Below are 22,421 nucleotides of genomic sequence, written 5' to 3' on the forward strand. Positions count from 1 at the left end.
GGGGCGGCCCTCAGTCCAGCTTCAGCACGTCCCGAACGGTATCCATCACCACCTTCGCCTGCACGGGTTTCACCAGGTACGCGCTGGCGCCCAGCTTCATCGCCCGGTCGCGGTCCGCCGCCGCGCTCTCCGTGGTGATGACGACGATGGGCACGTGCCGGTGGTCCGTCGCCTGGCGGATGTGGCTGATGAGCTTGAGCCCGTCCATCAGCGGCATGTTGATGTCCGTCAGCACCACGTCGAACTGGCCCTGCGTCAGCTTCTTCAGCCCGTCCGCGCCGTCATGCGCCTCCGTGCAGACCATGCCGCTGATGCGCTGCAGGGCGTACATGATGCTGCGCCGCATCGCCTGCGAGTCGTCCACCACCAGCGCTCGGATCTGCTGCGTCATGACCTGGATAGACTAGCACCCGGGCCATTCGGCCACGGTGCGGAAGCACCAGCCCCGCGGGGAGCCCTGTCCACCAGTCCTGGCTCCGCGGCCAGGTCCGGCCTTCCGGCCGACACTCCCCGCTCCGATTCCAGACTTCCGGGAGACACTCCGAGTCCCGGGACTTTCGCCACTCCGTTGAAAAAGCGGCGGGCCGCTACCGCTTGCGCTTGGCCAGGGCCGCCAGCGCGGGGCCCATCTCCCCCAGCCGCAGCACCCGCTTCACCGCCCCGGTGGCGATGGCCTCGCCCGGCATGCCGAACACCACCGCCGTCTCCTCGGACTCGGCCCAGACCTCGCCGCCCACGCGGGCCACCTCGCGCGCGCCCTCCGCGCCGTCCGCGCCCATGCCCGTCAGCACCACCGCCAGCGCGCGCGAGCCCAGCACCTGCGCCACGCTGGTGAAGAGGCGGTCCACGCTCGGCGCGTACTTGTCCAGCGGCGTGGGCGGCGGCGTGTGCAGCTCCAGCTTCGTGCCACGCTCGGCCACCACCATGTGCCGCCCGCCCGGGGCGATGTACACGTGCCCCGGCTGCACCACGTCGCCGTCACACGCCTCCGTCACCGTGAAGGGACCGATGCGGTCCAACCGCTCGGCGAAGGCCCGGGTGAATTGCGAGGGCATGTGCTGGCTCACCAGCACGCACGGCGTCGGCTCCGAGGCCAGCCCCTCCAGCAGCCGCTGCACCGCCGGAGGCCCGCCCGTGGACGCGCCCACGGCCACCACCAGCGGCAGCTCGCCCGCCACCGCCATGGCCCGCGCGCCCGGCGCCGCGTGGCGCTGTCCGGGCCGCACGTGCCGCGCCGCCCGCACCTTGTCGAGCAGCTCGTTGCGCAGCCCGTCCAGCGCCTCGCGCGTGCTTCGCGGCGGCTTGGCGATGAAGTCGAAGGCCCCCAGCTCCAGCGCCTTGAACACGTCCGACTTGTGCGAGTAGCTGGAGATGACGATGACGGGCGTGGGCACCGTGCGCATCAGCAGCCGGAGGAAGGTGTAGCCCCCCAGCTTCGGCATCTCCAAATCCAACGTCACCACGTCCGGCTTCAGCTCCAATACCTTCTTCAGCCCCTCCTCGCCGTCCGCCGCGCGGTCCAGCACGCGCACGTCGGAGGCGGACTCCAGCAGCGTGGTGAGGGTGTGGCGGTTGTGCGCCGAGTCGTCGATGACGAGCACGGAGATGGAGTCCTGTGCGCTCATCGGCCCTCGCCTCCCGTCAGGCCCGGCAGCTCCGGCCGGCGGTACACCAGGTCTCCGCGCAGGTGCACCAGCTCGAAGTCGGCGCCCAGGTTCAAGAGGTTCTCCGAGTGGCCCAGCAGCAGGTAGCCCCCGGGCACCAGCCTGTCCCGGACGATGCGCAGCACCCGGCGGCGCGCGGCCTGGTCGAAGTAGATCATCACGTTGCGGCAGAAGACGACGTCCATGCGCGGCACCAGCTGGCTGCCCGTCTCGTCCAGCAGGTTGTGGTGGCCGAAGGACACCCAGGAGCGCACCTCGTCGCGCACGCGCACGCGGTTGTTGCCCGCGGGCTGGAAGTGGCGCTCCAGCAGGTCCGCGGACGTGGCGCGCAGCGCGGACGGCCCGTACTCCGCGCGCCGCGCCATCGTCAGGACGCGGCGGGAGATGTCCGTGCCATACACCTCCACGTCCCAGTCGTCGAAGCGGCGGCTGTCCTTGAGGAGCATGGCCAGCGTGTAGGCCTCCTCTCCGGACGAGCACCCCGCCGACCACAGCCGCAGCCGCCGCGTGCGGCCATTGCGCTTCTCCAGGAGCGGCAGCAATTCCTCGCAGAAGGCCTTGAGCTGCGAGGGCTCACGGAAGAAGTACGTCTCGTGCGTGGTGAGCGACTCGACGGCCGCCTCCAGCTCCGCGTGCCGCTGGGCGTCGTAGCGCAGGTAGCGGTGGTAGGCGCCGAAGTCGGGCAGCCCCAGCGCCTCCAGCCGGGGCCACAGCCGGCGCTCCATCACGAACTTCATGTCCTCGTGCACCAGGATGCCGCAGTGCGAGTACACGTGGTCCCTGAGGAGCCGGAACTCCTCCGCCGTCATCTCCGGGCGTCCGTCGTCGAAGCGAGCCACGCGGTTTCCCCCTCAGCGCCGGGACAGGCGCTCCACCGCGTCGGAGAGGGTCTGCCGCGCCAGGGCGTCCGCTTCCGCCTCCAGCGCTCCACGGGCGGCGGCCAGACACTCCGGCCCGCCCGAATCTCCCAGCACCCGGGCCGCCGCCGCGCGCACGTCCCAGCGCGGGTGCCCCAGGAGCGACAACGCCAGTGCCACCCCTTCCTTGCTCACCGCTCCCGCGGACAGCGCCGCCTTCACCACCTCCGCGTCCGGGTGGCCCGCCGCCTCGCGCAGCACCGCCGGCCCCGCCACGCCCAGCCGCGCCAGCGCGCGCACCGCCGCCACCGCCAGCGCGCCATCCGCGTGTCGCACCAGCGCTTCCAGGTCTCCGGCCCGCTCCACCGCCCCGCTCTCGCCCACCGCCTCCACCGCCGTCAAGCGCACGGCGGCGTCCTCGTCATGCAGCGCGGGCTTGAGCAGCGCTCCCGCCTCCGGGCCTCCCAGCCGGCCCATGGCCCGCACGCCGGCGGCGCGCACCTGCACCGCCTCGTCCGCCAGCGCGGCGCGCGCCAGCTCCCGTCCCACCGCGCCATCCACCTCGCCCGCGGCCTCCACCGCCGCCGCGCGCCAGGTGGGCTCCGCGTCCCGGGCCAGCTGCCGCAGCGCGGGCAGCGCGGGCGCGCCTCCCACCCGGGCCAGCGCCGCCACCGCCGCCGACGTCGCCCGCCGCGTCACCGCCTCTTCCAGCGCCGCCAGCACCGCCGCCCGGTTGCTGCCCGCCAGCACGCCCAGCGCCCGCGTCGCCGCGCCCGCGAGGGACGGGTCCACCAGCAGGTCCACCAGCGGAGGCACGGCTTCCGGCGAGCGCGTGCGCCCCAGCGCCCGCACCACCACCGCGCGCAGGTCGTCCTCCGCCCACTCCAGCAGCGCGCACAGCGCCGTCACCGAGCCGGCATCCACCAGGTCCACCAGCGCCTCGGCGGCGGCCGCCCGGGCCGGCGAGGACAGGTCCGCCATGTGGGCCAAGAGCGCGCGCCCGCCCTCCGGCCCCAGCCGGCCCAGCGTGTTGAGCACCTCGCGCAGCAGCCGGTCCTCCCGCGCGGCCTCCGCCACCGGCAGCGCCAGGGACGCCTCGCCCAGCGCCGCCGCGGACACCAGCGCGCCCGAGCGCACCGTCACGTCCTCGGCCTCCAGCGCCTGGGCCAGCCGCTCCGCCGCGTCCGGCAGGCGCCGCAGCGCCACGCGCACCACCGCCTCGATTTCGCCGCGCCGCACCGGCTCCGCCAGCGCCACCTGCGTGCCCAGCGCGCCCAGCGCCGCCTCGCGCACCGAGCGCACCGCCGACGCCAGCCCCTGGCAGATGCGCTCGGTGGCCACCACCTGCGGCACCAGCCCCAGCACGCGGAAGGCGCTGCGCTGCAGCCTCGGGTCCTCCAGCAGCGACAGCACCACCGGCAAGGGCGGCGGGCGGCGCAGGAGCGCGAGCCCCTCCAGCGCGGACAGCCGCAACAGCGGCTCCGCGTCCGTCAGCAGCCCCTCCAGCGCGCGCGCCGAGTGCTCACCGCCCACCCGCCCCAGCGCCTCCGACACGGCCACCCGCACGTTGAGGTCCGGGTCCTCCATCGCCTGCACCAGCGGCAGCTCCGCGGTGCGCTGGCCGAGCTGCCCGAGGATGTCCGCCGCGAACTTGCGCTGGTCGGGGTCCGGGTGCGCCAGCAGCACCACCAACGGCCCCAGCGCCGCGCCGCCCAGGCCCGCCAGCGCCTCCGCCGCCGCGTTGCGCGCGCCCGTCTCCCCGCGCTCGCCCAGCACGCGGATGAGGCGCTCGGCCACCTCGCGCGACGAGGGCAGCCGCTTGAGGGCCTCGGCCGCCACGTGGCGCACGCGCCAGCTCTCGTCGTGCAGACCGATGACGAGCACCTCCAGGGCCCCCGCCGTCCGCGGGTCCAGCTCCTGGAGCGCGCGGTAGCGGGCCTCCTCCGCGGGGAACTCGGGCAGGGGGTTCATTCGAAGACCCGGTCGGACCCCGGCTGCGTGTAGAACCAGATGGTGTAGATGCCCAGGGCCGTCCCCAGCGGGACGTTGGGGAGGGCGAGGGCGCCCAGCACCAGCGCCAGCGTCCGAGACCAGGGCCGGCGCTTCAGCAGGCCGATGCCGGTGAGGAGGCCCGGGAGCGCCAGCAGCAGGAAGCAGCCGGTGACGCCCACGAGGATGGCCGTCACCAGGACCCGCTCCTCCGCCCGTGCGTCCGGCATCCCCAGCTGGCCCAGGGCCAGGCCGAAGGCACCAAACCCCAGCGCCACCAGGAGCGTGAGCGCGTTCATCGCGATGAAGGCGATGCCGAGGATGCGGCGGTGCCCTTCGAGCGACTGCAGCTCCATGCGTGCTCCGTCGTGCAGGCTCATTCGGGCCTCCGTGAGGACTCGCGCTCCAGCTCGGCGCGCAGCAATGCCTTCAAGTCGAGCAGCAGCCGGAGCCGCTCCGGCGGCCCGCACACGCCCACCACGAAGGGCGAGCGCCCCGCCACCACCAGCGCGGGCGCGGGCTTGATGTCACCCCTGCGCACGCGCAGCACCTCCGCCACCCGGTCCACCCGCACCGCCACGCGCCGCGTCCCCAGCCGGCACACCAGCAGCCGCGCCTTCGGCGTCTCCGGCGTCGGCTGTCCCAGCAGGCGCCGCCGCAGGTCCACCACCGGCAGGATGATGCCCCGCAGGTGCAGCACGCCCTCCACGAAGGACGGCGCATGGGGGATGGGCGTGACGCGCTGGGGCGGGAGGATTTCCTCCACGCGCATGATGTCCAGCACGTACTCCTCGTTGCCCACGAAGAAGGCGCACAGCTGCACCAGCGCGTCCGCCTCCTGGGCGGGAGCGTCCAGCACCGCGCGCGGCCGGCGCGCCAGGAGGTTGACCGGGTCCTTCATGAGGCGAGCGCCTGTTCCGGGTCGAGGAGGATGTAGAGCGTGGCCCCCCGCCGGCCAATCCCCACCACGCAGTCCCTGTCCCCCGAGCGCAGCCCCGGCGGCGCCGCCTCCAGCATGGAGGGCTTGAGCCGCACCACGCCGGAGACTCCGTCCACCCACACCCCGGCCGGGCCGGACTCGGTGCGCAGCACCAGGATGCGCGCGTCGCGGGGCGGCGGGGGCGCCTCGGGGCCCGCGACGACGGGCGCGCGCTCCGCCAGCCGCAGCCGCACCTTGATGTCGTAGGCGGGGAGCAATTCACCCCGCAGGTTCATCACACCGAGCAACTGCGGCTCCGCGCGGGGAATCTCCGTCAGCGGAGGCACCTTGGAGATTTCCCGCACGACGCGGATGGGCACCGCGTAGCACTCGCCCTCCAGGCGGAACGCGAGGTACTCCTCCGGCACCTCCTCCGGGATGGAGGATTGCGTGCCGTCGCTGCCGGCGGCGAAGTCGTGCAGTCCGGCGACGTCCTCGTCCGGACGGTAGAAGAAGTCGTCGAGTAGCTCAGCGAACCGGGACACGGCCGCCAAGGATAGCAGCCGGCCGCCCCGTCCGCAGCGCGAGTCAGGCCCGACGGCGCTCCACGGCCAGGCCCTCCTCCAGCAGCGCCGCCACGTCCAGCACCAGCACCGTGCGCCGGTTGCCCAGGTCCGTGGCGCCGGAGATGCCCCGGACGGACTGCAGCCGGCCCCCCAGGGGCTTGGTGACGATGTCCTGCTGGCCGTGCAGCTCGTCCACGGCGATGCCCAGCCGCTCCTGCGCCAGCCCCACCACCACCACGAAGTAGCGATTCACCGGCCGCTCCGGCAGGGCGAACATCCGCGCCAGCCGCACGAAGGGCAGCGTCTGCCCGCGCAAATCCAGCACCTCGCGCCGCTCCACGGTGCGGATGTCCCTGGGCTGCACGGAGAGGATTTCCAGCACGCTGTTGAGCGGCACCGCGTAGGTGCGGCCACTCACCCCCACCACCAGCGCGCGGATGATGGCCAGGGTGACGGGCAGCGTGAGGTGGAAGGCGGTGCCCTTCCCGCGCTCGCTCCACACGTCGATGATGCCGGACAGGTTGCCCAGGTTGTTCTTCACCACGTCCAGGCCCACGCCACGGCCGGACAGCTCGGACACGCTGCGCGCGGTGGAGAAGCCGGGCAGGAAGATGAGGTTGAGCAGCTCGCGCCGGCCCATCTCCGCCGCCTGGGAGAAGGTGATGAGGCCCCGGGTGAGCGCCACCTCGCGCACGCGCAGCTCGTCGATGCCGGCCCCGTCGTCGCTCACCTCGATGACGACGTGGTTGCCCTTCTGCTCGGCGCGCAGCGCCACCACCGCGCGCCGGGACTTGCCAGCGGCCAGCCGCGCCTCGGGAGACTCCACCCCGTGGTCGATGGCGTTGCGGATGAGGTGCATCAGCGGGTCGCTCAGCTCCTCGACGATGAGCTTGTCCAGCTCCACCTCGCCGCCGCCGATGACGAACTCGATTTCCTTCCCCGCCTCGCGGGTGATGCGGCGCACCAGCCGGGCCAGCTTGTCGAAGACCTGGCCCACGGGGACCATGCGCGCTTCCAGCAGGCCCTCCTGGAGCGCCTCCAGCTTGCGCTCCAGGCCGCGCGTCTCGCGCGCCAGCTCCTGTCCGAACAGCTTGGACAGCGCCACCGCCCCGTCCTGCCGCGCGGACTCCGCCAGCCGCTGGAGGTTGGCCTTGATGAGCAGCAGCTCGCCCACCATGTTGATGAGCCCGTCCAGCCGGCCGATGTCCACGCGCACCGTCTGCGTCAGCGAGCGCAGCGAGGTGTCCCCCTCGGGACGCGCGGGTGAAGCCGTGCCCGCGCCGGACGACTCCGTCACCACGGCCCGGACGCGCTGCGCCGTGCCGGCCCCTTGCAGGTACGCCACCGACGCGCCGGGCGCGCCCGCCGGAGACTGAAGCCCGGAGCGGGACACCGGCACCAGCGCGTCACCCGGGCCCGGCTGGGGCCCGGGCGGCGTCAGCGCGTCATCCGGGTCCGGGGAATCGGCGCCATCCGCGTTCGGCGCCGAAGGCAGCTGGGGTTGCCGGGCGCCCTTGGACGGGGTGCCCGCCCGGGCGCCCTTCTTCTTCCCACCCTTCTTCGCGGGCGCATCCACCCGGGACAGCGTGGCGCGCGTGGACGCGGGCGGCTCCACGGCGCGGGCCAGGGCCTGGGCGGCGGCGTGGGTGGCCGCGGGGCGCACCACCAGCGGGGACAGCTCCGCGGGCGTGCCCTTCAGCCCGGCCTCCAGGTCCTCACCGGACGCCTGCGCGCCGAAGATGAGGTCGAAGGCGATGCCGTGCGTCCCACCGGGCCGCGCGGACGGCAGCGTGCTGATGACCTCGCCCAGCGGCTTGAGGCGCGCGTTGAGGTCCGCCAGCCCCTTGTCGAAGTCGGACAGGTCGAACGCGGCGCGCACGCGCCACAGCGACACGCCGCGCCGCACATTCTCGCGGAGGCGGTGCTCCTCGTACTCGGTGAAGACGGAGCGCACCTGCGGGTCCAGCTCCAGCCGGTCCAGCGGGTCCTCGTCCACGGACACCGGCGGCGAGCCCAGCCCGGCCAGCCGCGCCGTCATGTCCTCCACGCGCCGGGTGAGCGGCTCGGACTCCGCGCCCCGCGCCGCCTCGGCCAGCAGGGCCTGGAAGGCGTCCAGCGCTTCAATCAACGCATCCAGCGCCGTGTCGTCCAAGTGCAGCCGGCCCAGGCGGAGCCTGTCGAGCAGGTCCTCCGTCCCGTGCGCCAGGCGGGAGATGCGCTCCTGGCCGAACAGCCCGGACAGCCCCTTGAGCGAGTGCGCCGCGCGGAAGATGCCGTTGACCAGCTCCGGATCCGCCTCCTGCCCGCGCCGCTCGTCGAGCACGAGCAAATCCTTGCCCAGCGCGTCGAGGATTTCGGTCGCCTCGGCCACGAACTCGGCCAGGGCCTTGGAGCCGGGATTCACGGCAGCTTCAGGTAGCGCCGCAGGAGCTCTTCCAGGCTCCCGGGCAGGAAGGGTTTGACGAGGTACTCCGTCGCGCCCAGCGCCATGCCGCGGTCTCGGTCCTGCTCGCGCCCCTCGGTGGTGATGATGAACAGGGGCACGTCCCGGTAGTTGGGGTTCTTCTTGACGAAGTTGATGAGCTCCAGCCCGTTGATGTCGGGCATGTTGATGTCGGTGATGATGAGCTCGAACCGGTGGCGGGGCAGCAGCTTCAGCGCTTCGAAGCCGCTCGAGGTGACGATGGCCTCGATGCCCTCCACGGCCTCCACCATCGCGGCGATGTACTCGCGCGACGCCTTGGAGTCCTCGACAATCAACACCTTGACACGCATGTGCGCTCGCCCCGGGCGGTACATGCTAACAGAACGCCTGCCCGGCCGCTGAGCGTCACCCCTTGCGGGCTGGTAGGAGCCGGACGAGCCCCTTGTCCACGAGGAGCGCCACCCGTCCACCCTTGAACGCCGGGAGGAAGCCCTTCTGGTAGGCCTCCGCCCTCGCGGCGTCCTCGGCCCTGCCCCCGAAGGGCACCTCCAGGGCCACCGCCTCCACCTTCGCCCGGCTCAGCACCCGGCCCGCGCCGGCCAAAGCCTCGGTCAGCGCGCCCGCGTCCAGCTTCTCCCGGGAGCCCAGCCCCACCACGAAGATGCGCGGCACGGGCAGCTTCCCGTCGGACGGCAGGAGGAGCCAGTCGTCCTTGGCCCCGGTGAAGAAGCCATTCTTCAGCACCCGCGACAGGGCGCCGCACAGGCGCCAGTCCACGTAGCCGGCGGAGGTCGGCAGGGGCCGGTCATCCTCGGCCACGAAAAGGCAGAGGGCGTCCACCCCGCCGAGCGCGTCCAGGCCGTCCAAACCGATGTCGTGCGTCGTCGTCTGGCTCACGGGGCGGGCCTCGGGGGTTCGCGGGTCAGGGCTTGTTGAGCGCCACGGCCACGCGGTCCAGCAGGCCGTTGACGAAGGCGCTGGACTCCTCGGTGCCGAAGTTCTTCCCCAGCTCCACCGCCTCGTTGATGGTCACCTTGCGGGGGATGTCCGGGCGGTACTTCAGCTCGAAGATGCCCAGGCGCAGCACGTTCCGGTCGATGCGGGACATGCGGTCCAGCCGCCAGTTGTGGCTGTGCCGCTCAATCAGCTGGTCGATTTCCTCGCGGTGGCCCTGCACGCCCTCCACCAGCTCGCGGGCGAACTTCACCGCGTCGGGGTCGCGCTTGGCCTCCTCGGAGGCCGTCCACGCGGACTCCAGGGCCTCGGCCACCGTCGCGGGGGCCATCTCCAGCTGGTAGAGCGCCTGCAGCGCCCGCTCGCGTCCGGTTCTCCGCGCGCCCATGGATTAGCCCTTCCTTCCTTCCGTCGCCGCCAGCTTCGCGTACAGGTTGACCATCTCGATGCAGGCCAGCGTGGCCTCGGCGCCCTTGTTGCCCGCCTTCACGCCCGCCCGGTCGATGGCCTGCTCCACGGTATCGCACGTCAGCACGCCGAAGGTGACGGCCGTGGCCGGAGTGCCCGCCGCCGCACTGAAGGCCACCTGACCGATGCCCTTGGCGCACTCGCCGGCCACGTAGTCGAAGTGGGGGGTGCCGCCGCGGATGACGGCGCCCAGCGTAATCACGCCCGCGTACTGGCGGGTCTCCGTCACGCGGCGCACGAGGCCGGGCAGCTCATAGGTGCCGGGGCAGCGGTACACGTCGATGTCCGCGTCCGCGACGCCATGGCGCACCAGGGTGTCCACGGCGCCCTTGGCCAGCTCCTCGGTGATGAAGCCGTTGAAGCGGGCCACGCAGATGGCGAAGCGCCCCTTGGGGGGAAGGAAGTCACCGTCGAAATAGCGAGGCATGCGGCGCTTCCTACACCACCCGCGCCCCGGCGTCGCGGGCTACGGCGTCCCGAAGCCCGCCGCCCGGACGGCCGCCGCCGTCAGCCCGCCGCCGCCCCCGGGTGCCCCCTGCCCCCGCTGGAGGGCGAAGAGCCGGGCCACGTACTTGCCAATCTGGTCCGCCTCCAGGTTCACCCGGGCGCCCACCGCCTTGGCCCGCAGGGTGGTGCGCTCCTGCGTCTCGGGGATGAGCTGCACGCTGAAGCGGTCCGCGTCCACGGTGTTCACGGTGAGGCTGATGCCGTCGATGGCCACCGAGCCCTTCTCGATGAAGTACGGGGCCAGCTCCTCCGGCAGCCGGAAGCGCATCACCCAGGAGCCACCCTCGGGGAAGGTCTCCAGGACTTCGCTGACGGCGTCCACGTGGCCGGAGACCAGGTGGCCGCCCAGTCGGTCGCCCAGCGCGAGGGCCCGCTCCAGGTTCACCCGGTCGCCCGGCCGCACGGCGCCCAGGGTGGTGCGGCGGAGCGTCTCCGGCGCGGCCTGCACCTTGAAGGTGTCTCCGCTGCGCTCCACCACGGTGAGGCACGCGCCGTCGACGGCGATGGACTCGCCCAGGTCGAACTTCTCGGCGCCAAGAGCGGTGCGAATCCAGAGGTCCGTCATTCCGCCGGGGATGACGCGCTCCACCCTGCCCAGGTCCTGGATGAGTCCGGTGAACATGGGCGCCTTATAACCGGCGCCGGGACGGGTTGCCCGCGTCCTACAGCAGCGCCTGGAGCAACACGTCGTCCCCGTGGCGCTCGAAGGTGAGGTCGCTCACGGACACGGCCTGGGCCATCTCCTTCACGCCCAGATCGCCCGCCCACGACAGCCCGGGGGAGCCAATCAGCTTCGGCGCGAGGAACAGCGCCAGCGAGTCCGCCAGGTGCTCACGCAGGAAGGAGCCGTACATCTCCGCCCCACCCTCCACCAGCACGTGGTTGAGGCCGCTCTTGGCAATGCGCTTCAAGAGCGCCTTCAGGTCCACCCGGCCCGCCTTCTGGCGCACCTGCCACACCTCCACGCCCTGGGCGAGGAAGCGCCGTGCCTTGCGGCCCTCCGGGTCCTCCAGCGTCGCAATCACCGTGCGCGCGGGGCTGCGCTGCGTGAAGACGGTGTAGCCCGGCGACAGGCGCAGGTGGCTGTCCACCACCACGCGCAGCGGGTCCTTTCCTCCGCCACCCGGCAGCCGCGTCGTCAGCTTCGGGTCGTCCTTCCGGACCGTGTTCGCGCCCACGAGGATGACGTCCACCGAGTCCCGCAGCCGGTGCACCCACGCACGCGCCGGCTCGCCCGTCACCCAGCGCGAGTCGCCCGTCGCCGTGGCCAGCTTCCCGTCCAGCGTCACCGCCGCCTTCAGCGTCACCCACGGCAGGCCGGAGCGAATCGCCTTGAAGAAGGGCCGGTTCAGCGTGTCCGCCTCTTCCTGCAGCACGCCGGTGAGCACCTTCACCCCACCGCGCCGCAGCCGGGCCACGCCCTTGCCGCTCACCTTCGGGTTCGGGTCCGCGGACGCGCAGATGACCCGGCGCACCCCGGCCTCCAGAATCGCCAGGCTGCACGGCGGCGTGCGCCCGTAGTGGTCGCACGGCTCCAGCGTGGTGTAGAGGTCCGCGCCCTTCGCCTTCGCGCCCGCCGCCTCCAGCGCCACCACCTCCGCGTGCGCCGTGCCCGCCTTCTTGTGGTAGCCGCGGGCGATGATGCGCCCACCCTTCACCAGCACCGCGCCCACCACGGGGTTCGGGCTCGTGCGGCCCAGGCCCTTGGCCGCCTCCTCCAGCGCGATGCGCATGAAGAACTCGGCCACCGCGCGGTCGAAGTCCGCCGCCCGCTTCGCCCGGGGCGCCCTCGTTGCATCCATCCGTGACCGCGTCAGCAGCCGCATGTGTCCTCTTTAACCGTCCGTCCCCGGCGGCGCCTTCGCCTTGCGCTCGTGCTCCTCGGATTCGCGCAGTTGCTTCAGCTCGTCCATGAACTCCGCGATGTCGCGGAAGCTCCGGTACACGGACGCGAAGCGGACGTACGCCACCTCATCCAGCTGCCGCAGCCGGCGCATGACCTCCTCGCCGATGACGGACGAGGGGACTTCCTTCTCGCCCATGCCCTGCAGCTGCCGCTCAATCGCCACCACCGTCTCCTCCAGCTGGTCGGCGGAGACGGGCCGCTTCTCACACGCCTTCTTCAGGCCGCTGACAATCTTCTCGCGGTCGAAGACCTCGCGCCGCCCGTCCTTCTTCACGATGAGCGGGTGGAGTTCCTCCACCCGCTCGTACGTGGTGAAGCGGCGCTTGCAGGCCAGGCACTCGCGGCGGCGGCGGATGACCGAGCCCTCATGCGACTCGCGAGAGTCGATGACCTTGTTCTCGGCGTCCTGGCAGAAGGGGCAGCGCATGGGGTGGCGGTACCTTGCGCTCCCCCTACTTCAGCCGCGAGGCGTACAGCGGGAAGCCCTGCGACAGCTCCTTCACCTTGCCGCGGATGCGCGAGAGCGCCGCGTCGTCCTGCGCCGCGTCCAGCGCCTCGCCGATGAGCCGCCCCACCACCGCCATCTCCGCCTCGCGCATGCCGCGCGTCGTAATGGCCGGCGTGCCCACCCGGACGCCGGACGTCACCATCGGCTTCTCCGGGTCGAACGGAATCATGTTCTTGTTCACGGTGATGCCGGCCTTGCCGAGCACCTCCTCGGCCACCTTGCCGGTGAGCTTCTTGGGCCGCAGGTCCACCAGCATCAGGTGGTTGTCCGTGCCGCCCGAGCACAGCCGCAGGCCCGCGCCCTTCAGCGCCTCCGCCAGCGCCTTCGCGTTGGCGACAATCTGCTTCTGGTACGCCTTGAACTCCGGCGACAGCGCCTCCTTGAAGGCCACCGCCTTGCCGGCGATGACGTGCATCAGCGGGCCGCCCTGGATGCCGGGGAAGATCTGGCTGTTGATGCTCTTGGCGTACTGCTCGCGGCTGAGCACCAGGCCGCCGCGCGGGCCGCGCAGCGTCTTGTGCGTGGTGCTGGTGACGATTTCCGCGAAGGGCACCGGCGACGGGTGCACGCCCGCGGCGACGAGGCCGGCGATGTGCGCCATGTCCACCAGCATCGCCGCGCCCACCGCGTCGGCAATCTCGCGGAACTTCGCGAAGTCGAGCGTGCGCGGGTAGGCGCTCGCGCCCACGACGATGACCTTGGGCTTGTGCTCCTTCGCCAGCGACTCCACCTGCGCGAAGTCGATGGTCTCCGTGTCGCGCGTCAGGCCGTAGTGGACGACCTTGTAGAGCTTGCCGGAGAAGTTGAAGGCCGCGCCGTGCGTGAGGTGGCCGCCGGAGTTGAGGTCCAGCGACAGCATGGTGTCGCCCGGCTTCATCAGCGCCATGAAGGCGCCCATGTTGGCCTGGCTGCCCGAGTGCGCCTGCACGTTGGCCGCGTCCGCGCCGAACAGCTCCTTCACGCGCGACAGCGCCAGGTTCTCCGCGACGTCCACCACCTCGCAGCCGCCGTAGTAGCGCTTGCCGGGGTAGCCCTCCGCGTACTTGTTGGTGAGCACCGAGCCCACCGCCTCCAGCACCGCCGGAGAGACGAAGTTCTCCGAGGCGATGAGCTCCAGCCCCTCCTCCTGACGCTGCGTCTCCTCGCGCAGGACGCGGGCAATCTCCGGGTCCACGTCGGCCAGCGTGCGGGTGTTCTCCATGGCGGATTCCCTTCGGACAACGGGTACGGCGGGCCGCTAGCCCTGGGACTCGGCCTCGCGGATCTTCTGGACGCGCCGCTCGTGGCGGCCGCCCTCGAAGGGGGTGCTGAGGAACGCCTCGAGGATGGCGCGGCCCACGCCGGCCCCCACCACGCGCTGGCCCAGGCACAGCACGTTGGCGTCATTGTGGGCCCGCGCCATGCGGGCCTCGAACTCGGTGGTGCACAGGGCCGCGCGCACGCCCCGGTGCTTGTTGGCGACAATGCTCATGCCGATGCCGGTGCCACACACCAGCACGCCCAGCGCGTACTCCCCGCCCGCCACCGCGCGCGACACCCGCGAGGCGAAGTCCGGGTAGTCCACCGAGTCGCGCGTGACGGGGCCCACGTCGTCATGGGCCACGCCCCGCTCGTTCAGCAAGGCCACCAGTTCCTGGCGCAGCTCCAGTCCCGCGTGGTCGGAAGCGAGGATGATTCTCACGCGGGTGTCTCCCCTGGAGCCGCCCCAGGCCGTCAGGCCTGGAACCGCTTGAACAGCAGCACCGCGTTGGTGCCGCCAAAGCCGAACGAGTTGCTCATCACCGCGTCCACCTTGGCCTCGCGCGCCGTGTTCGGCACGTAGTCCAGGTCGCAGTCCGGGTCCGGCGTCGTCTGGTTGATGGTGGGCGGCAGCACGTTGCGCGACAGCACCAGCGCGCTGACCACGCCCTCCGCTCCACCGGCCGCGCCGAGCATGTGGCCCGTCATGGACTTGGTGGACGACACCGCGAGCTTGCGCGCGTGGTCGCCGAACACCGCCTTGATGGCCTTCGTCTCGTTCGCGTCGTTGAACGGGGTGGAGGTGCCGTGGGCGTTGATGTAGCCCACCTCGTCCGGGTTCATCTTCGCGGAGTTGAGCGCCAGCCGCATGCAGCGCGCCGCGCCCTCGCCCTCCGGAGCCGGCTGCGTGACGTGGTAGGCGTCCGAGTTGGCCCCGTAGCCCACCAGCTCCGCGAGAATCTTCGCGCCGCGCTTCTTCGCGTGCTCCAGCTCCTCGAGCACCAGCATGCCCGCGCCCTCGCCCATGACGAAGCCGTCACGGTCCTTGTCGAAGGGACGGCTGGCACCCGACGGGTCATCGTTGCGCGTGGACAGCGCCTTCATCACCGAGAAGCCACCCAGCCCCAGCGGGGTGATGGCCGCCTCGGCGCCGCCGGCGATGGCCGCGTCCGTCTCGCCCAGCTTGATGGACTTCCAGGCCTCGCCGATGGCGTGGGCGCTGGTGGCGCACGCGGACACCGGGGCCCAGTTGGGGCCCTTGCAGTTGTAGCGCATGGAGATGAGGCCGGGCGCCATGTTGACGATCATCTGGATGATGAAGAAGGGCGACAGCCGGTCGAACCCCTTCTCCAGGCCCTTGCGGTGCTGCTCCTCGAGCGAGGAGATGCCACCGATGCCCGAGCCGACGATGACGCCCACCTTCTCCGGCGCGTAGCCGTGCGGCTGATCCGGACCGATGGGGATGCCCGACTCCTTGACGGCCATCTCCGCGGCGGCCAGGGCGTACTGGGCATACAGGTCCATCCGGCGCACCTCGCGCCTGTCGATGAACTGCTCCGGCTCGAAGTCCTTCACCTCGCCGGCGATGCGCGCGTCGATTTTCAACGGGTCGAAGCGCGAGACCAGGGCAATACCCGACTTGCCGGCGAGCATCGCCTGCCAGTTCTTCTCGGTTCCAGTGCCCAGTGCCGAGATGAGCCCGGTACCGGTGACGACGACTCGACGATCTGACACGATCCTCTCCGGTGGCGCTCAAGGGACACCGGGGACGCCACGTTCAACGCGGCGTCTCCCCGCACCCCGGCACGCCCTGGTGTGCGGCCTACTTCTTGTGGGTGTTGATGTAGTTGATGGCGTCGCCGACGGTCTTGATGTTCTCGGCTTCCTCGTCGGGGATTTCGACCTCGAACTCCTCTTCCATCGCCATCACGAGCTCCACGATGTCGAGGCTGTCCGCGCCAAGGTCCTCGATGAAGGACGACTCGGGCTTGATCTCGTCCTCTCCCACCCCGAGCTGGTCGGCGATGATGTTCTTGACCTTGGTCTCAATGGCTGACGTCGACATAAGTGTAGAACCCTCCAGGAACCAGATGTCGGCCCGGTGGCTTCCCGGGCCCTTATCGAAAGCCGGCGCGGTATATCCCACGCCCGGTTGCAATCCAACCTTGGGTTACATGTACATGCCGCCGTTGACCTTCAGGACCTCGCCCGTGATGTAGGACGCGGCGTCCGAAGCCAGGAACACCACGGCCCCGGCGACCTCCTCCGGGTTGCCCAGCCGCCCGAGGGGGATGCCCTCCAGCATCTTCTGCCGCAGCTCGTCACCGAGGTGGGAGGTCATGTCCGTCCCGATGAAGCCGGGGGACACGGCGTTGACGCGGATGTTCCGGCTCGACAGCTCCCGGGCCACCGCCTTGGTCAGGCCGATGAGCCCTGCTTTGGAGGCCGAGTAGGCCGCCTGGCCGCCGTTCCCCATCTCCCCCACCACGGAGGTGATGTTGATGATGGCCCCGGCCCGCTGCTTCATCATGGGCCGGCTGGCGGCGCGGATCAGCGCGAAGGCGCCCTTGAGGTTGGTGTCCAGCTGCCTGTCCCAGTCCTCGTCCTTCACGCGCATGACGAGGCCGTCCACGGCCACGCCCGCGTTGTTGACGAGCACGTCCAGCCGGCCGTGCGTCTTGATGACGCCGTCGATGGCGCTCGCGCCCGCGGCGGTGTCGGCCACGTCGAACTTCACGGCCTCCGCCTTCGCGCCGGCCGCCTGGAGGAGGCCCACCGTCTCCTGGGCCGCCGCCTCGTTGCCCGCATAGCTGATGACCACGGTGGAGGCGCCCGCCTTCGCGAACGCCACGGCCACGGCCCGCCCGATGCCGCGCGAGCCACCCGTCACCAGCACCACCTTGTCCTTGAAGCCGCTCATGGTGTTCACCCCAGCGCCGCGAGGACCTTCTCCAGGCCCGCGGCGTCCTCCACGTTGAACGTCTCGATGTCCTTGGTGATGCGCTTGATGAGGCCGCACAGCACCTTGCCCGGCCCCAGCTCCACCACGCGGGTGACGCCCTCGGCCTTCAGCGCCTCCACGCACTCAATCCACCGCACCGGCGAGCTGACCTGCTCCAGGAGCAGCGGCACCACGCGCGAGGCGTCCGCGTTGGGGCGGGCCTCCACGTTCGTCACCACCGGCACCGCGGGCGCATGGACCTGCACACGGCCCAACACTTCGGCCAGCCGCGGCTTCACCGGGTCCATCAGCGCGCAGTGGAAGGGGGCGGACACCGGCAGCGGCATGACGCGCTTGGCCCCGGCCTCCTTGCACTTCACCCCGGCGCGCTCCACCGCCTGGGCGTTGCCGGCGATGACCGTCTGCTCGGGCGAGTTGTAGTTGGCGGGGGCCACCACCTGGCCCTCGGCCGCCGCGTCGCAGGCCGCCTTCACCTTCTGCGGCTCCAGGCCCAGCACCGCGGCCATGGCGCCCACGCCGGTGGGGACCGCCTCCTGCATGAACGTGCCGCGCGCGCGCACCGCCTTCGCCGCGTCCCCCAGGGCCATGGCGCCCGCGGCCACCAGCGCGGAGTACTCGCCCAGCGAGTGCCCCGCCATGAAGGCCGCCGCCGGCCCGCGCCTGGAGAAGACGGCGTGCGCCGCCACCGACACGGTGAGGATGGCCGGCTGGGTGTTGGCCGTCAGCTTCAAGGCGTCATCGGGCCCCTCGAAGCACAGGGTGGACAGCTTCTCCCCCAGCGCCTCGTCCACGGCCTCGAAGACGGCCCGGGCCTCGGGGAACTTCTCGTAGAGGTCCCTGCCCATCCCCACGGCCTGGCTGCCCTGCCCGGGGAACACGAACGCGACCTTCGCCATGTGCGGTCTCCGCCTCCTGCTTCCTGTCTCCTGCGTTGCCCTACCCGCGCCGCTACCAGCGAACGACGGCGCTGCCCCACGTCATGCCCGCGCCGATGGCCATCATCGCGATGACATCTCCCCGCTGGAGCCTGCCGGCGCGGTGCGCCTCGTCCAGCGTCATGGGCAGCGAGGCCGACGACGTGTTGCCGTACTTGTGCAGGTTCAGCCAGCACTTGTCTCGCGGAATTTCCAGCCGCTCCAGCGCGGCGTCCAGGATGCGAGCATTGGCCTGGTGCGCGATGACGTGGTCCACCTGCCCCGGCGCCAGCCCGTGCGAGGCCAGCGCCTCCTGCGTGGAGTCCACCAGGGCGCGCACCGCGAACTTGAAGACCTCGCGCCCGTTCATGTGCAGCGTGTTCAGCTTCGCGCGCACAGCCTCCTCCGTCATGGGCGTGCGCGAGCCGCCTCCGGGGATGGTGAGGATTTCCGCCAGCGCCCCGTCCGTGTGCAGGTGCGTGGAGAGGATGCCGCGCCCGTCCTCCGGCGTGGGGGACGGCGACAGCACCATGGCGCCGGCCCCGTCTCCGAAGAGGACGCACGTGTCGCGGTCCTCCCAGTCCACCACCCGGCTGAGCATCTCCGCGCCGATGACGAGCGCCCGCCGCACCTGCCCGGAGCGCACGAACTGGTCCGCCACGCTCATGGCGTACAGCGAGCCGGCGCACGCCGCGCCCACGTCGAAGGCGAAGGCCCGCCGCGCGCCCAGCTTCGCCTGCACGAAGGCCGCGCACGAAGGCATGGGCATGTCCGCCGTAATCGTTCCCACGATGATGAGGTCCAGCTCCTCCGGGGCCACCCCCGCCATGTCCAGCGCGCGCCGCGCCGCCTGGACGGCCATGTCACTGGTGGCCTCCTCGGGCGCCGCCTGCCGCCGCTCCTGGATGCCGGTGCGCTCGCGAATCCAGGTGTCCGAGGTGTCGACGCGCTGCTCCAGCTCCTGGTTGGTGATGACCCGGGAGGGGGCGTAGGAGCCGGTTCCGATGATCTGCGTACATGCCACGAGGGTTCTCCAGAGGGAGATTTCGTCCGTCGGAACCCAACGCCCGGGGCACGCTCTCTAATCGGAAACGACCTCGTCTGTCGCTTTTTTTCCCTTCTGGTGGGTAGGAAGCCAGACACTGGCCCGCTCAATGCAACGCGTCAGCTCCTCCTGGAGTCCGCCCTCGGCCATGGCCAGCGCCGCGCCCAGTGCGTTGTAGAGCGCACGAGGCGTGGAGCGGCCGTGCGCGACGATGCCGACCCCCTGGATGCCCAGCAGGGGGGCGCCGCCATACTCGGCGTAGTCCACCACCCGGCGCAGCCCGGCCAGCGCGGGCTGGAGCAGCAGCGCCCCCAGCTTCTCCGGCAGCCCGCCCCGCTTCTCAATCGCCTGGCGCAAGAGGCCGATGACGCCCATGCCCACGCCCTCGGACGTCTTGAGGACGATGTTGCCGGTGAAGCCGTCCGTCACCACCACCTGCACGTCGCCGGAGAACAGGTCCTTGCCCTCCACGTAGCCCACGAAGTCCAGGTCCGAGCGGCGCAGCAAGTCACTGGCCTCGCGGGTGAGCGGCGTGCCCTTGGAGGCCTCCTCTCCATTGGAGAGCACGCCCACCCGGGGCCGCAAGACGCCCAGGCGGGCGCGCACGTACGCCTCGCCCATGACGGCGAACTGGGCCAGGTGGGACGGGCGGCAGTCCACGTTGGCGCCGGCGTCCAGGAGCAGGCAGCGGCCGCCCCCCTTGAGGGCCGGGAAGAGCGCGGCGATGGCCGGCCGCTCCACCCCGGGCAGCCGCCCCAGCGTCAGGAGCCCGCCCGCCATGACGGCGCCGGAGTTGCCCGCGGACACCAGCGCGTCCGCCCTGCCCTCACGCACCAGGTCGAAGCCCACGCGCAGGGACGAGTCCCGCTTCTTGCGGAAGGCCGCGGAGGCGTGGTCGTCCATCTCCACCACCTCCGAGGCATGGTGCACCTGGAGGTTGGACGGCGGCCGGCCGCGCGCGAGCAGCGGGGCCACCCGCGCCTGGTCTCCCACCAGCAGCACCTGGTGGTCGGGGTGGGCCCTGGCGAAGAGGAGCGCCCCCTCCACCGGGGCGGCGGGGGCGTGATCGCCGCCCATGGCATCCAGCACCAGCCTCATGCCCGCCATCCGCGTGTGTGCCTGTGCTCCATAAGAGGGGTTCCGAGGCTTTCATGACGAGCCCTGGGAGTGGGGGGCCAGGGCGACGGCGCAGCACACCAGGAAGCCCCCAGGCGGGCAACGACTGGCTGCCCTGCCCGCCAGGCTCCCCGCAGGGCCGGCCATCCCTGTCAGAAGCCGGAGAAATGGGCCCGGCCGACCGGGCGTTGTCTCCCGGCGCGGGTTGGAGGTAGAGCGGGTGGGAGGTGGAGGGTGGGAGAAGTCTTTCCGGGTCGCGCAGTCGCATTGACTCGGGGCCTGTGAGCCGCTAGGGTCCGCCGCCTTCCGAAGCCGGACATGGAGTACGGGAGCCTTCGAGCAACCGCTTCAGCCCGGTGTTGTCCAGATGAGTGTTGCGCAGGACGCCGGGGACCCCGGCACAGCGCTTGAGACATTTTGACTGAACCGGTCCGGCCGGCATCAACCCCGGGTCGGCGTCGATATAGAGGTGAGCCGTGGGTGTCCCCAAGAAGCGTACTTCCAAGATGCGTCGCGACCGCCGCCGCGCGGCCAACAGCAACCTGCGCGTCGCCGTGCAGGTGTCCAAGTGCCCCAACTGCAAGGAGCCGGTGATGCCTCACCGCGCCTGCAGCGCCTGCGGCCAGTACAAGGGCCGTGAAGTGCAGCCCTCCGCTGGGAGCTGAGACTCCCGCCCGGACGGCGCCCTTCCTACGAGCGCCGGTAGCAACAAGGGCCGCGCCTCCTTCTGGAGGTCGCGGCCCTCGTCGTTTCGCCGCCCGGCCGCGCGCCTTCGCGCGGCCGGCGTCGCGTCAGTTGCCCAGCTTGATGTTCTTCAGCGGTGCCAGGCGCGGGTCCACCGGCTTCGTCTCGCACGAGCACGTCGCGTCGTTGCGGTTGATGCCGCACTGGGGACACAGGCCCTTGCAGTCCTCGCGGCAGACGATGGTCAGCGGCAGGGCCAGCAGCAGCTGCTCCCGGACGATGGGGTCCAGGTCGATGACCTTCCCGTCGAAGACCTCCTGGTCCGCGTCGTCCAGCTCGAAAGAGCCCCCCGTCTCCCCCTGGCTGCGCTCCTTCTTCTCCATGAGGGACTCGTCGTCCTTCAGGTAGTCGTCCCCGTGGACGAGCGCCTTGGGCACCAGGTTGAGGGTGAAGGCCACCGGCACCTTCAGCTCCACGTCGCCCAGGCAGCGCTTGCACTGGCTGGTGACGTTCGCCGTGAATTGTCCCTCCAGCAGCACGCCGCCGCTCACCTTGCGCAGCGACGCCTTGAGGGTGGACGGGCCCGCGGCACGGAAGCCGGTGTCCTCGCCGGACTCGCCGCCGCCCAGCGCCTCGCCGAGCAGGCCGAGACCGATGGGCTCGTTGAGCTGAAGCCCCGTCTCCTTGATTTGTTCAATCTTTACGAGCATTTACGACTTTCAGGCAAAAGAGGGCGGGCAACATAGAGGGCGGCCCCTCCCCGGTCAACACGACCTTGTCCAACTCCGCCACGAGAATGTCACGCCACCGTCACCCCCTGTGGCGAGCCCTTCGTGGATTCTTCAGATAACGCTTTGATGGAGCCGGTTTGATGCACGGGCAGGGCGGGTGTCGCGCGGGGGTTGTCCCTTTCGCGAGGCGGGCCGGAGAAACCCTTCCGGGGGACAGCCGTCCCCTCGGCCGCCAGGCCGCCTGCTCGCGGCCCGCCAGAAGCTTCGAGAGGACCTCATGTCGCGCATCCTGATCATCGAGGACGAGCAGGACCTCGCCGGACTCGTCGAATACAACCTCCGCGCCGCCGGCTTCGAGACGGAGACAGCGAACACCGGCGCGGGTGGCCTGTCCAGGGCGCGCGCGCAGCCTCCGGACCTGGTGCTGCTGGACCTGATGCTGCCGGACATCGCGGGCAGCGAGGTGCTGCGCATGCTCAAGGGGGACTCGGAGCTGCGCAAGACGTCCGTCATCATCGTCAGCGCGAAGGGCCAGGAGTCGGACCGCGTGCAGGGCCTGGAGCTGGGCGCGGACGACTACGTGGTGAAGCCCTTCTCCGTCCGCGAGCTGCTCCTGCGCGTCAAGGCGGTGCTGCGCCGCGGGGACGCGGAGGAAGGCCCGGCGGCGGTGCTGACCTCCGGCGACATCGCCCTGGACACCTCGCGCCACCAGGTGCGCGTGAAGGACGCGGAGGTGGTGCTCACCGCCCTGGAGTTCCGCCTGCTGCGCACCCTGCTGGAGCGCAGCGACCGCGTGCAGACGCGCGAGGTGCTCCTGTCCGACGTCTGGGGCATCCAGGCCGAAATCCACACCCGCACCGTGGACACGCACATCAAGCGGCTGCGCGAGAAGCTGGGCCCCGCGGGCGACATCATCGAGACGGTGCGCGGCGTGGGCTACAAGCTCAGCCCGCCGTAGGGCCAGGAC

At 71.4% G+C, this 22,421-nt stretch carries 26 protein-coding genes; 2 read left to right on the forward strand and 24 right to left on the reverse strand.

From position 1 onward, the window contains the following. Nucleotides 1–10: 10 nt before the first annotated feature. From ACX9TP_RS30830 to plsX, 23 genes are all read right to left on the reverse strand, one after another. Complete coding sequence (locus ACX9TP_RS30830; protein ID WP_482974210.1) at nucleotides 11–391, reverse strand: response regulator; 381 nt, start codon at nucleotides 389–391, stop codon at nucleotides 11–13. A 196-nt stretch (nucleotides 392–587) separates the two neighbouring features. After that, on the reverse strand, nucleotides 588–1,625 hold the full coding sequence (gene cheB, locus ACX9TP_RS30835) for a chemotaxis-specific protein-glutamate methyltransferase CheB (protein ID WP_482974211.1): 1,038 nt from the start codon (nucleotides 1,623–1,625) through the stop codon (nucleotides 588–590). Beyond that, nucleotides 1,622–2,503 carry a CheR family methyltransferase gene (locus tag ACX9TP_RS30840; RefSeq protein WP_482974212.1) on the reverse strand — a complete coding sequence of 294 codons (882 nt, stop codon included), beginning with the start codon at nucleotides 2,501–2,503 and terminating at the stop codon, nucleotides 1,622–1,624. Before ACX9TP_RS30840 ends, cheB begins: the two co-directional genes overlap by 4 nt. Nucleotides 2,504–2,515: 12 nt before the next feature. After that, the gene (locus tag ACX9TP_RS30845; protein ID WP_482974213.1) at nucleotides 2,516–4,492 is read right to left on the reverse strand and encodes a HEAT repeat domain-containing protein; all 1,977 of its coding nucleotides are present in this window, start codon (nucleotides 4,490–4,492) and stop codon (nucleotides 2,516–2,518) included. Continuing rightward, complete coding sequence (locus ACX9TP_RS30850) at nucleotides 4,489–4,890, reverse strand: hypothetical protein (RefSeq protein ID WP_482974214.1); 402 nt, start codon at nucleotides 4,888–4,890, stop codon at nucleotides 4,489–4,491. Before ACX9TP_RS30850 ends, ACX9TP_RS30845 begins: the two co-directional genes overlap by 4 nt. Then, on the reverse strand, nucleotides 4,887–5,411 hold the full coding sequence (locus ACX9TP_RS30855; protein WP_482974215.1) for a chemotaxis protein CheW: 525 nt from the start codon (nucleotides 5,409–5,411) through the stop codon (nucleotides 4,887–4,889). The genes ACX9TP_RS30850 and ACX9TP_RS30855 overlap by 4 nt, the downstream gene beginning before the upstream one ends. After that, nucleotides 5,408–5,974, reverse strand: a complete 567-nt coding sequence (locus ACX9TP_RS30860) for a chemotaxis protein CheW (protein WP_482974216.1) — start codon at nucleotides 5,972–5,974, stop codon at nucleotides 5,408–5,410. Before ACX9TP_RS30860 ends, ACX9TP_RS30855 begins: the two co-directional genes overlap by 4 nt. A 43-nt stretch (nucleotides 5,975–6,017) precedes the next feature. Beyond that, nucleotides 6,018–8,399: a chemotaxis protein CheA gene (locus ACX9TP_RS30865; RefSeq protein WP_482974217.1), complete on the reverse strand. Its 2,382-nt coding sequence runs from the start codon at nucleotides 8,397–8,399 to the stop codon at nucleotides 6,018–6,020. Continuing rightward, a complete protein-coding gene (locus ACX9TP_RS30870; RefSeq protein ID WP_164001359.1) occupies nucleotides 8,396–8,770 on the reverse strand; it encodes a response regulator in 375 nt (124 codons plus the stop codon). The genes ACX9TP_RS30865 and ACX9TP_RS30870 overlap by 4 nt, the downstream gene beginning before the upstream one ends. 55 nt (nucleotides 8,771–8,825) lie before the next feature. Then, nucleotides 8,826–9,317, reverse strand: a complete 492-nt coding sequence (locus tag ACX9TP_RS30875; protein ID WP_482974218.1) for a M17 family peptidase N-terminal domain-containing protein — start codon at nucleotides 9,315–9,317, stop codon at nucleotides 8,826–8,828. A gap of 25 nt (nucleotides 9,318–9,342) precedes the next feature. Continuing rightward, nucleotides 9,343–9,762 (reverse strand): transcription antitermination factor NusB, encoded by a 420-nt coding sequence (gene nusB / locus ACX9TP_RS30880; protein WP_164001355.1) that lies wholly within the window; start codon nucleotides 9,760–9,762, stop codon nucleotides 9,343–9,345. Between the two features lie 3 nt (nucleotides 9,763–9,765). After that, complete coding sequence (gene ribH, locus ACX9TP_RS30885) at nucleotides 9,766–10,269, reverse strand: 6,7-dimethyl-8-ribityllumazine synthase (RefSeq protein WP_482974219.1); 504 nt, start codon at nucleotides 10,267–10,269, stop codon at nucleotides 9,766–9,768. Nucleotides 10,270–10,308: 39 nt separating this feature from the next. After that, nucleotides 10,309–10,971: a riboflavin synthase gene (locus ACX9TP_RS30890; RefSeq protein ID WP_482974220.1), complete on the reverse strand. Its 663-nt coding sequence runs from the start codon at nucleotides 10,969–10,971 to the stop codon at nucleotides 10,309–10,311. Between the two features lie 40 nt (nucleotides 10,972–11,011). Beyond that, on the reverse strand, nucleotides 11,012–12,175 hold the full coding sequence (gene ribD, locus ACX9TP_RS30895; RefSeq protein WP_482974221.1) for a bifunctional diaminohydroxyphosphoribosylaminopyrimidine deaminase/5-amino-6-(5-phosphoribosylamino)uracil reductase RibD: 1,164 nt from the start codon (nucleotides 12,173–12,175) through the stop codon (nucleotides 11,012–11,014). A 9-nt stretch (nucleotides 12,176–12,184) separates the two neighbouring features. Beyond that, complete coding sequence (gene nrdR, locus ACX9TP_RS30900) at nucleotides 12,185–12,682, reverse strand: transcriptional regulator NrdR (RefSeq protein ID WP_482974222.1); 498 nt, start codon at nucleotides 12,680–12,682, stop codon at nucleotides 12,185–12,187. Nucleotides 12,683–12,707: 25 nt separating this feature from the next. Beyond that, nucleotides 12,708–13,964 carry a serine hydroxymethyltransferase gene (gene glyA / locus ACX9TP_RS30905; protein WP_482974223.1) on the reverse strand — a complete coding sequence of 419 codons (1,257 nt, stop codon included), beginning with the start codon at nucleotides 13,962–13,964 and terminating at the stop codon, nucleotides 12,708–12,710. 36 nt (nucleotides 13,965–14,000) lie between these two features. After that, entirely contained in the window at nucleotides 14,001–14,444 is a 444-nt protein-coding gene (gene rpiB / locus ACX9TP_RS30910) for a ribose 5-phosphate isomerase B (RefSeq protein WP_482974224.1), read from the reverse strand. A 32-nt stretch (nucleotides 14,445–14,476) separates the two neighbouring features. After that, a complete protein-coding gene (gene fabF / locus ACX9TP_RS30915; protein ID WP_482974225.1) occupies nucleotides 14,477–15,736 on the reverse strand; it encodes a beta-ketoacyl-ACP synthase II in 1,260 nt (419 codons plus the stop codon). Nucleotides 15,737–15,824: 88 nt separating this feature from the next. After that, nucleotides 15,825–16,067, reverse strand: a complete 243-nt coding sequence (gene acpP / locus ACX9TP_RS30920; RefSeq protein WP_164001339.1) for an acyl carrier protein — start codon at nucleotides 16,065–16,067, stop codon at nucleotides 15,825–15,827. A 105-nt stretch (nucleotides 16,068–16,172) separates the two neighbouring features. Further along, nucleotides 16,173–16,922, reverse strand: a complete 750-nt coding sequence (gene fabG / locus ACX9TP_RS30925; RefSeq protein WP_482974226.1) for a 3-oxoacyl-[acyl-carrier-protein] reductase — start codon at nucleotides 16,920–16,922, stop codon at nucleotides 16,173–16,175. 5 nt (nucleotides 16,923–16,927) lie between these two features. After that, nucleotides 16,928–17,860 (reverse strand): ACP S-malonyltransferase, encoded by a 933-nt coding sequence (gene fabD, locus ACX9TP_RS30930; RefSeq protein ID WP_482974227.1) that lies wholly within the window; start codon nucleotides 17,858–17,860, stop codon nucleotides 16,928–16,930. Between the two features lie 52 nt (nucleotides 17,861–17,912). Beyond that, complete coding sequence (locus tag ACX9TP_RS30935; protein WP_482974228.1) at nucleotides 17,913–18,902, reverse strand: beta-ketoacyl-ACP synthase III; 990 nt, start codon at nucleotides 18,900–18,902, stop codon at nucleotides 17,913–17,915. 57 nt (nucleotides 18,903–18,959) lie between these two features. Beyond that, complete coding sequence (plsX, locus tag ACX9TP_RS30940) at nucleotides 18,960–20,021, reverse strand: phosphate acyltransferase PlsX (protein WP_482974229.1); 1,062 nt, start codon at nucleotides 20,019–20,021, stop codon at nucleotides 18,960–18,962. Between the two features lie 494 nt (nucleotides 20,022–20,515). Here plsX and rpmF point away from each other — a divergent pair, with 494 nt between their 5' ends. After that, entirely contained in the window at nucleotides 20,516–20,704 is a 189-nt protein-coding gene (rpmF, locus tag ACX9TP_RS30945) for a 50S ribosomal protein L32 (RefSeq protein WP_164001331.1), read from the forward strand. Nucleotides 20,705–20,830: 126 nt separating this feature from the next. Here the strand turns inward: rpmF and ACX9TP_RS30950 are convergent, their stop codons facing one another. Further along, nucleotides 20,831–21,433 (reverse strand): YceD family protein, encoded by a 603-nt coding sequence (locus ACX9TP_RS30950; RefSeq protein WP_482974230.1) that lies wholly within the window; start codon nucleotides 21,431–21,433, stop codon nucleotides 20,831–20,833. Between the two features lie 298 nt (nucleotides 21,434–21,731). On the opposite strand from ACX9TP_RS30950, the gene ACX9TP_RS30955 reads away from it, so the two are divergent. Further along, nucleotides 21,732–22,412 carry a response regulator gene (locus ACX9TP_RS30955; RefSeq protein WP_482974231.1) on the forward strand — a complete coding sequence of 227 codons (681 nt, stop codon included), beginning with the start codon at nucleotides 21,732–21,734 and terminating at the stop codon, nucleotides 22,410–22,412. Nucleotides 22,413–22,421: the final 9 nt, after the last annotated feature.

It is taken from the genome of Pyxidicoccus sp. M15 (assembly GCF_056858435.1).

What these genes read in the sequence shown, in the direction of transcription:
- plsX (WP_482974229.1), bottom strand. Translation starts at nt 20,021, where the DNA reads ATGAGGCTGGTGCTGGATGCCATGGGCGGCGATCACGCCCCCGCCGCC.
- ACX9TP_RS30830 (WP_482974210.1), bottom strand. Translation starts at nt 391, where the DNA reads ATGACGCAGCAGATCCGAGCGCTGGTGGTGGACGACTCGCAGGCGATG.
- ACX9TP_RS30845 (WP_482974213.1), bottom strand. Translation starts at nt 4,492, where the DNA reads ATGAACCCCCTGCCCGAGTTCCCCGCGGAGGAGGCCCGCTACCGCGCG.
- nrdR (WP_482974222.1), bottom strand. Translation starts at nt 12,682, where the DNA reads ATGCGCTGCCCCTTCTGCCAGGACGCCGAGAACAAGGTCATCGACTCT.
- ACX9TP_RS30950 (WP_482974230.1), bottom strand. Translation starts at nt 21,433, where the DNA reads ATGCTCGTAAAGATTGAACAAATCAAGGAGACGGGGCTTCAGCTCAAC.
- fabD (WP_482974227.1), bottom strand. Translation starts at nt 17,860, where the DNA reads ATGGCGAAGGTCGCGTTCGTGTTCCCCGGGCAGGGCAGCCAGGCCGTG.
- ACX9TP_RS30855 (WP_482974215.1), bottom strand. Translation starts at nt 5,411, where the DNA reads ATGAAGGACCCGGTCAACCTCCTGGCGCGCCGGCCGCGCGCGGTGCTG.
- ribD (WP_482974221.1), bottom strand. Translation starts at nt 12,175, where the DNA reads ATGCGGCTGCTGACGCGGTCACGGATGGATGCAACGAGGGCGCCCCGG.
- cheB (WP_482974211.1), bottom strand. Translation starts at nt 1,625, where the DNA reads ATGAGCGCACAGGACTCCATCTCCGTGCTCGTCATCGACGACTCGGCG.
- ACX9TP_RS30850 (WP_482974214.1), bottom strand. Translation starts at nt 4,890, where the DNA reads ATGAGCCTGCACGACGGAGCACGCATGGAGCTGCAGTCGCTCGAAGGG.
- ribH (WP_482974219.1), bottom strand. Translation starts at nt 10,269, where the DNA reads ATGCCTCGCTATTTCGACGGTGACTTCCTTCCCCCCAAGGGGCGCTTC.
- glyA (WP_482974223.1), bottom strand. Translation starts at nt 13,964, where the DNA reads ATGGAGAACACCCGCACGCTGGCCGACGTGGACCCGGAGATTGCCCGC.
- acpP (WP_164001339.1), bottom strand. Translation starts at nt 16,067, where the DNA reads ATGTCGACGTCAGCCATTGAGACCAAGGTCAAGAACATCATCGCCGAC.
- fabG (WP_482974226.1), bottom strand. Translation starts at nt 16,922, where the DNA reads ATGAGCGGCTTCAAGGACAAGGTGGTGCTGGTGACGGGTGGCTCGCGC.
- ACX9TP_RS30890 (WP_482974220.1), bottom strand. Translation starts at nt 10,971, where the DNA reads ATGTTCACCGGACTCATCCAGGACCTGGGCAGGGTGGAGCGCGTCATC.
- ACX9TP_RS30870 (WP_164001359.1), bottom strand. Translation starts at nt 8,770, where the DNA reads ATGCGTGTCAAGGTGTTGATTGTCGAGGACTCCAAGGCGTCGCGCGAG.
- ACX9TP_RS30955 (WP_482974231.1), top strand. Translation starts at nt 21,732, where the DNA reads ATGTCGCGCATCCTGATCATCGAGGACGAGCAGGACCTCGCCGGACTC.
- nusB (WP_164001355.1), bottom strand. Translation starts at nt 9,762, where the DNA reads ATGGGCGCGCGGAGAACCGGACGCGAGCGGGCGCTGCAGGCGCTCTAC.